Annotated in this window: 6 protein-coding genes; all 6 read left to right on the forward strand. The window is 40.5% G+C overall.

The window, feature by feature from the left end; translation table 11 throughout:
- Nucleotides 1-51 precede the first annotated feature (51 nt).
- The 6 genes from AC3LHT_RS08180 to AC3LHT_RS08205 all read left to right on the forward strand — a co-directional run bounded on the left by AC3LHT_RS08180 (nucleotide 52) and on the right by AC3LHT_RS08205 (nucleotide 5634).
- Nucleotides 52-1308 (forward strand): ABC transporter substrate-binding protein, encoded by a 1257-nt coding sequence (locus tag AC3LHT_RS08180; protein WP_488662547.1) that lies wholly within the window; start codon nucleotides 52-54, stop codon nucleotides 1306-1308.
- Between the two features lie 70 nt (nucleotides 1309-1378).
- The gene (locus AC3LHT_RS08185; protein WP_488662548.1) at nucleotides 1379-2263 is read left to right on the forward strand and encodes a carbohydrate ABC transporter permease; all 885 of its coding nucleotides are present in this window, start codon (nucleotides 1379-1381) and stop codon (nucleotides 2261-2263) included.
- Nucleotides 2260-3087: a carbohydrate ABC transporter permease gene (locus tag AC3LHT_RS08190; RefSeq protein WP_290647403.1), complete on the forward strand. Its 828-nt coding sequence runs from the start codon at nucleotides 2260-2262 to the stop codon at nucleotides 3085-3087. The genes AC3LHT_RS08185 and AC3LHT_RS08190 overlap by 4 nt, the downstream gene beginning before the upstream one ends.
- A 15-nt stretch (nucleotides 3088-3102) precedes the next feature.
- Nucleotides 3103-4257 carry a bifunctional L-alanine/L-glutamate racemase gene (aar, locus tag AC3LHT_RS08195; protein ID WP_488662549.1) on the forward strand — a complete coding sequence of 385 codons (1155 nt, stop codon included), beginning with the start codon at nucleotides 3103-3105 and terminating at the stop codon, nucleotides 4255-4257.
- A 75-nt stretch (nucleotides 4258-4332) separates the two neighbouring features.
- Complete coding sequence (locus tag AC3LHT_RS08200) at nucleotides 4333-5025, forward strand: MBL fold metallo-hydrolase (protein ID WP_290647401.1); 693 nt, start codon at nucleotides 4333-4335, stop codon at nucleotides 5023-5025.
- A 12-nt stretch (nucleotides 5026-5037) separates the two neighbouring features.
- Nucleotides 5038-5634: a GNAT family N-acetyltransferase gene (locus AC3LHT_RS08205; protein WP_488662550.1), complete on the forward strand. Its 597-nt coding sequence runs from the start codon at nucleotides 5038-5040 to the stop codon at nucleotides 5632-5634.
- Nucleotides 5635-5769 lie beyond the last annotated feature (135 nt).

Raw genomic sequence — 5769 nt, forward strand, 5'->3', positions numbered from 1 at the left:
CATGTTATCGAGAAATCGATAATGTAACCAAGTCTAAAGGGAGGTTATCGTATGAAGAAGGCAAGGTTTTTTCTGTTGATTTTGCTTGTGTTCCTTGTAGGAATTACTGCGTTTTCCAAAGTCGTGACATTGAATTTTATCGAAGTTCTCACAAGCCCGGGACGAACCAAGGTACTGAAAGATATTATTGCAGATTTCGAAGCAACACACCCCGGAATTAAAGTAAATCTCATTTCACCGCCTTACGAGCAGGCAGACCAAAAAGCAACGCTTATGCTTAACACAAGACAGCCACTGGATATTGTTGAAGTCAGGGATTATACGATAAAGCAGTATGTGAACAACAGAAGACTTGAAAACCTGGAACCTTATATCTCAAACTGGGCCGATGCAAAGACACTTTCAGTTGTTGCTAACAAAGCGGCAAGAACCGTAAACGATACCGCTTATATAGTTCCGCAGTTCTTTTTTATCAAAGGCTTGTTTGTTAGAACAGACATTCTAAAGAATTTGGGAGTGAATTACATTCCCAAGACTATGAGTGAATTGGTTGAACTTTGTATCGCCATTACCGATCCTTCAAAGAATCAGTATGGATTTGGATTTAGAGGAAAATCCTGGGAATTCAAATTCTCTGACCTCATTGCCACATCATTCTTTAGTGATATCGATCCCACGAATATTTATAAGACAAAGGACGGAAAGATATATTTCTCCGATCCTCGGGCAATAGAAGGCCTTAGAATGTACAAAAGGCTCTTCGATAAAGCCACTCCCAAAGATGCCATAAACTGGGGATTCAACGAACAGGTCAATGCCTTTGTCTCTGGTATAACGCCTTTCCTGATTCAAGATCCTGATACAGTTGCATTGGTCGATAATATGCTGGGCCGTGAACACTATACTGTCGTCCCGATTCCTGTTGTGCCATCTGGAAAAGCCTATCTCGATTATGGTTTTACCGGGTTAGGAATACCATCGTATTCAAAACACAAGAAAGAAGCCTGGGAATTCATAAAATATATTTCCAGCCCAGAAGTCAACGCAAAGCTTTGTAAAGAATATGGCCCTCTTCCTATCCATACCTCAACTTTTGAGAACGATCCATATTTCAGCACAGGTGTGTATTCTGCATGGGGATACATGATAAATCATCCCGAAAAATACATATTCGCCTCTTATCCCTTGAATTCCCCAAAATGGCCCGGTTGGGCTGAGGTTCATCAGCAGTATATGCAATCGTTCTTGTTGGGTAAAATCTCTCTTGAAGAAACTGTCGAAAAATGGACTGAATATTGGGCTGAATAACTTTACATAATTAACCACGGGTGCGGTGTTCATTGTCAATAACGCCGCGCCCTTTTTAAGAGGTGTTCGAATGCGTAATTCACAGCGTAAATTATTCATAATGATAATCCCGGCGTTTGTGCTGCTAATTCTGTTTGTCTATTTCCCCATAGTAAAAGGAGGGGTTGTGGCTTTTCAGAATTACAACCTCTTCGATCTAACAAATGTGCATTTCATAGGATTGGACAACTTCAAGGCCGTCATTACGGATAGAAACTTCAATTTTTGGAGAATATGCCTTAACACAGCTCTGTGGATTTTTGTATCGTTGTTCTTCCAATTTGTGCTTGGCTTTGGGCTCGCACTTCTTATGAGAAAACCCTTCAAAGGAAGAGGAATTTACTCTGCCCTGGTTTTTTACCCATGGGCAGTATCCGGTTTTGCCATCGGTCTTGTATGGGCGTGGATGTTCAATGGCCAGTTTGGCATGATAAACGATCTGCTTTTGAGATTGGGGATAATAAATAACAACATTGGCTTTTTGTCAGATCCCAAATTTGCCATGATGTCAGTAATCATAGCGAATGTATGGTATGGCGTGCCTTTCTTTGCCATAATGCTTCTTGCGGCACTGCAATCAGTTCCAAAAGAATTGTATGAAGCCGCCGAAATCGATGGAGCAACAAAACTAAGGCAACTTTTTGACGTTACTATCCCATATATAAAACCAACGATAATCAGCACAACTCTTTTGAGAACCATGTGGATCATGAATTTCCCGGAGATAATATATGGCATGACCGGTGGCGGACCTGCCAACTCAACGAACATACTGGCAACTCTTATGATAAACAAGATCTACAAATTTTACGATTACGGCCAAGGGGCAGCTATTGGATTTATAATCATGTCTATTTTGTTTGTTTACGCGTTCTTCTACCTGCGGCTTACCTCCAGCAAAGAGGTGGTATTATGACAACCTTCAAGAAGGTCTTAAAAATAACAGCACTCGCGTTATATTTAATCGCGGCTTTATTGCCATTCTATTGGATAACAATTACCTCATTAAAGGATTCCAAAGAAATCTATTCCTTTCCTTTGAAGTACTGGCCTTCAAAAATCAGCTTTAACAGCTACAAACAGTTGTTTAGTTTTGCCAACTTCGGAATCTATTTCAGGAATAGTGCCATAGTCTCTCTCATAGCTGCCTTTGCAGCGATGATAATATCCATGTTCAGCGGATATGCTTTGTCAAGGCTGAAAATGAAAAGGTTCAAAAATAGGATTCTCCTGGCGCTTTACTTTACCCAAATGATCCCCGGCTTTATAATCATGGCTCCGTTATTTACAATGCTGTCGCGATTTCAAATGACCGATAAATTATCCACTCTTACCATTTTGTATATAACCATGGTGATTGCCTTTAGCACTATCATGGCGAAAAGCTTTTTTGATAGGATTCCTATAAGTTTGGAAGAGGCATCTATGATAGATGGCTGTAACATAATTCAATCTCTTTTCAAAATTGTTTTTCCCCTGACGTTACCCGGACTGGCTGCCATTTTCAGCTTTGCATTTGTAAACATCTGGAATGAATTGTTCTTAGCCACCATGTTCATCTTTTCCGATGATAAAATGACGATACCTGTGGCTTTGAATTCTTTCATTTCAAAGGCCGGAATAAGCTGGGATATAATGAGTGCAGGACTTGTAGTTTCGTTGCTTCCCACAATGATAATCTTCGCCTTTGCACAAAAGTACATAATAGCAGGTTTGACAGAAGGTGCAGTCAAAGGCTGATTCAAGGAGGAAAAAATGGACCAAAAAAACATATCAAAAATATTGCATCATTTAGCCGAAGAGGATCTGCCCTTTGGAGCAGTTACTCCTCCTATATTTCAAACATCTATCTTCGCCTTCAAGGACTTTGACAGTTTCTCAGAAGCCATAAGCGACGAAGCAAATAGCTATTTATACACGAGGGGAAATAATCCCACGGTAAATATTCTAGAGAAAAAATTGGCTGCTTTGGAACATGGTGAAAAAGCAAAGCTTTTTGGATCAGGTGTAGCTGCCATCTCTTCCAGTATACTCGCCTTTGTTAAAAGCCATGACCATATCGTTTGTGTCAAAGACTGCTACAGCTGGACCAAAACACTCCTCGAAAAGTATCTGAAGAGATTTGAAATAGATCACACCTTTGTGGAAGGAACCGATATTGAAGAAATCAGTGCAGCAATAAAGCCAAATACGAAGATAATCTACCTCGAAAGTCCCACTACTTTTACATTCAAACTTCAAAACTTAAAAGAGATAGCACATCTTGCAAAAGAAAAGGGCATAAAAACCATTATTGACAATACCTGGTCTACACCTATTTTTCAGAACCCAATAGATTTCGGAATAGATTTAGTGGTACATTCCGCATCAAAGTATTTTGGAGGGCACAGCGACCTTGTTGCTGGAGTTGTGGTTGGATCTGAAGAGGACGTAAAACATATCTTCGAAACGGAATTTCTCAATATTGGAGCCGTTCCTGATCCTTTTCTTGGCTGGCTGATATTGAGAGGTTTGAGAACGCTTCAAGTGAGAATGAAAAGACATTACGAAAATGCAATGCAAGTGGCTTCCTTTCTGGAGAATCACGAAAAAGTGAAACGGGTTATATACCCACTTTTGAAATCACACCCTCAGCACAAACTGGCCACTGAACAAATGAGTGGTGGTTCTGGTTTGTTTTCCATAGAACTAAAAACAAGAGACATTGAAAAGATAAAGATTTTCACAAACAGTCTCCGGCTATTTAAAAAGGCCGTAAGTTGGGGTGGCTATGAAAGTTTGGTTTTCCCCTATGCAGTTGTTCACCCAGATTCGTCTGATCCGAATTTCTCTCTTGTGAGGCTTCACATTGGCCTGGAAAACAGTGAGCTACTGATTGAAGATCTGGCGCAAGCCCTGAGCAAAATATAAGAAACCCTTAGACCCCCACAACCCATCGGAATGAAAATGGCAAGTGCTATACTTGCTATGTGAGGTTTGTTGGGGGTGGGCTTTATTATAAGAATAAAATCAGGTATAACCAATCTTTACCTAATAAAAGGAGAAGACGGTTATTTACTCATAGATGCTGGTTACAAGTTCAAGATTCTCGAAAAATGGCTTAAGACTTTGAACATCGGCTGGGATGAAATCAAATTCATCCTCATAACACATCACCATTTAGATCACGTTCTGGCCTTAAATTCAGTTCGTGAGCATACAAACGCCACATTGGTTTTTCACCGCAAAGAACTCTCTGCATTAAAAACGGGTTCCTCCCCTCGTAAGTTAATTCCACTGAATTTCAGAGTTTGTCTGCTGATGCTTTTGAGCTCTTTTTCCAAGACAAAACCTGTTAACATCGATGAAAAAGACTTCATCGTTAATAAAGACACGGATGTATTGAGAGATTTCGGGATTCCTGGAAAGATTCTTCACACTCCAGGGCATACACAGGGATCGATTTCCTTGTTACTGGATGACGGATCGGCTTTTGTTGGCGATGTGGCGATGAATTACTTTAGACTCTTAGGGCTTAAAAAAAGGCCATTAGTCGCCGAAAACTATGAAGCGGTGTTCAAAAGCTGGGAAAAACTTTTAAGCGCTGGTGCCAAAAGGATTTTTCCTTCACATGGCGAGCCTTTTTCTGCCTCTGAACTGGAAATAGCCCTTCAATTATTCTCCAAAAAAGAAGCATAAGGAAATTTCAAAATGGAACGAATAACTATTTCTTTTGGAATCGAAGAAGAAGAACGGAGTTCGGTATCGGAAATCCTATACGAGGCTTTTTCAGAAAAGTTTAAACCCGTATTTGGCTCGAAGGAAAAGAGCCTTAGAGTATTTTCAAGGTATCTCGATGTTTCAAATATTCTCGTTGCGCGGGATAAGGGTGAAGTTGTAGGAGTGGCGGGCTTGAAATACGACAATGTCAATTGGATAACTCTAAATCTCTTTGATGCTATCCGGGAATTTGGGTTCTCAATTTTCAGGGTAGCCGTTGTGGGATTGCCTCTGGTGGCAACCAGGTTAAAAGGTGATTTGCTTCTCGATGTGCTGGCAGTTTCAGCTAAAGCAAGAGGTAAGGGTATCGGTACCAAAATGCTTCGATACCTTCTTTCCTTTGGCAAAGAAAAGAAGCTCAAGAAAATCAGGTTGTACGTAATTCGCAACAATGAGAGTGCAAAAAGACTTTACGAAAAAATGGGGTTCAAAACAGTCAAACTGCGCAAAATTCCCCGTTTGTGGAGAAAAGTTTTCAATTTCGACGGGTATTTTGAAATGGAAAGAAATTTGAGAGAAGAGAATTGAATGGCGGATAAGAGACGAGTTGCGGGATTCGAGATCCGAGAATCCGAGAGCCGAGAAGGGAGATCAAGAGCCGAGTTGCGAGAGCTAAAAAGCCAAAGAACCGAGTTACGAGAGAGAAAATCGAAAACTGAGAAT

The organism is Kosmotoga sp., assembly GCF_982836095.1.

Excerpts from the sequence above, each read along its gene's own strand:
- AC3LHT_RS08185 (WP_488662548.1), top strand. The coding sequence starts at position 1,379 with ATGCGTAATTCACAGCGTAAATTATTCATAATGATAATCCCGGCGTTT.
- aar (WP_488662549.1), top strand. The coding sequence starts at position 3,103 with ATGGACCAAAAAAACATATCAAAAATATTGCATCATTTAGCCGAAGAG.
- AC3LHT_RS08180 (WP_488662547.1), top strand. The coding sequence starts at position 52 with ATGAAGAAGGCAAGGTTTTTTCTGTTGATTTTGCTTGTGTTCCTTGTA.
- AC3LHT_RS08190 (WP_290647403.1), top strand. The coding sequence starts at position 2,260 with ATGACAACCTTCAAGAAGGTCTTAAAAATAACAGCACTCGCGTTATAT.
- AC3LHT_RS08205 (WP_488662550.1), top strand. The coding sequence starts at position 5,038 with ATGGAACGAATAACTATTTCTTTTGGAATCGAAGAAGAAGAACGGAGT.